Origin of the sequence: Pandoraea morbifera, from assembly GCF_902459575.1 — a bacterium.
Lineage (GTDB): Bacteria > Pseudomonadota > Gammaproteobacteria > Burkholderiales > Burkholderiaceae > Pandoraea > Pandoraea morbifera.
Window position 1 is genome coordinate 1 of record NZ_CABPSD010000039.1, and the last position, 799, is coordinate 799.

The 799-nt window shown below is 53.4% G+C and carries 1 protein-coding gene and 2 pseudogenes; 1 reads left to right on the forward strand and 2 read right to left on the reverse strand.

Annotated features, from left to right (window positions below; all coding sequences use genetic code 11):
* Positions 1-233 (forward strand): annotated as a pseudogene (locus PMO31116_RS23510) (hypothetical protein); the annotation flags it as partial.
* A 205-nt stretch (positions 234-438) separates the two neighbouring features.
* Here the strand turns inward: PMO31116_RS23510 and PMO31116_RS24505 are convergent.
* Positions 439-636 (reverse strand): annotated as a pseudogene (locus tag PMO31116_RS24505) (polymorphic toxin type 22 domain-containing protein); the annotation flags it as partial.
* Between the two features lie 47 nt (positions 637-683).
* Positions 684-797: an integrase core domain-containing protein gene (locus PMO31116_RS24315; protein WP_281350170.1), complete on the reverse strand. Its 114-nt coding sequence runs from the start codon at positions 795-797 to the stop codon at positions 684-686.
* Positions 798-799: the final 2 nt, after the last annotated feature.

The window sequence follows — 799 nt, forward strand, 5'->3', positions numbered from 1 at the left end:
CTTCTTCATGTTCGTCTTCTTCTCCGAAAACGAACTTTACTAGACTCCGGCTGGCCCTGTTTGTAGGGGGCAGGTCATGGAAAACAAGGGAATCCGTCGAGCTTGCAACTCTGGAATGGGTCGCCTGGTACAACCGGCTGATGGAACCGCTGGGCTATATCCCGCCAGCCGAGGCTGAGGCAGACTACTACGGGCAACTCAGAAATACTGCTGAAGTGCCTGCATTAACTTAAACCAACCGGCCTCCTCGAATGCCGGGGCGATTCACTCCCGTAAGCATCTAACATGCACCTTAGAAAAAAAACCTTTTGATTGCCATAGCCCCCAAGATTGCGCACGCTACGGCAACACATACCCAATAGACGGTTCGATCTTTTGAACTCATTTTCTCCCATTGCTCTGGGGTTGGTCCTCCGCCTGCAGCCATAATTATCTCCCTTATTTCAACGGTTCCGTTACCTGAGTGGAATGCCCCCAAGGCTGTACGCCGACGGTGAGCGGACCTAGCGTACCGATGCCAAATTCAATCCCGGTCGCCCCTCCGTACGAATGGGTGATCGCACCACTAACGTTAACCCTAAAAGGTGTTGGAATGGAAATGAACATCTGATTGCCGTCCCCTGCAAGGAAACTGCTAGTTCCTTTGGCGCTGTCATGTAATGACCCAGCAGAACCTGCTCAGGTCAGGCGGCTAAAGCAAAAGCCTCGGCCGGGGTCATCAACTTCAGCGCTTGGTGCGGCCGTCGATGGTTGTAGAACTGAATCCAGTCGCCGATGACACGGCTGGCGTGTTGCAGCG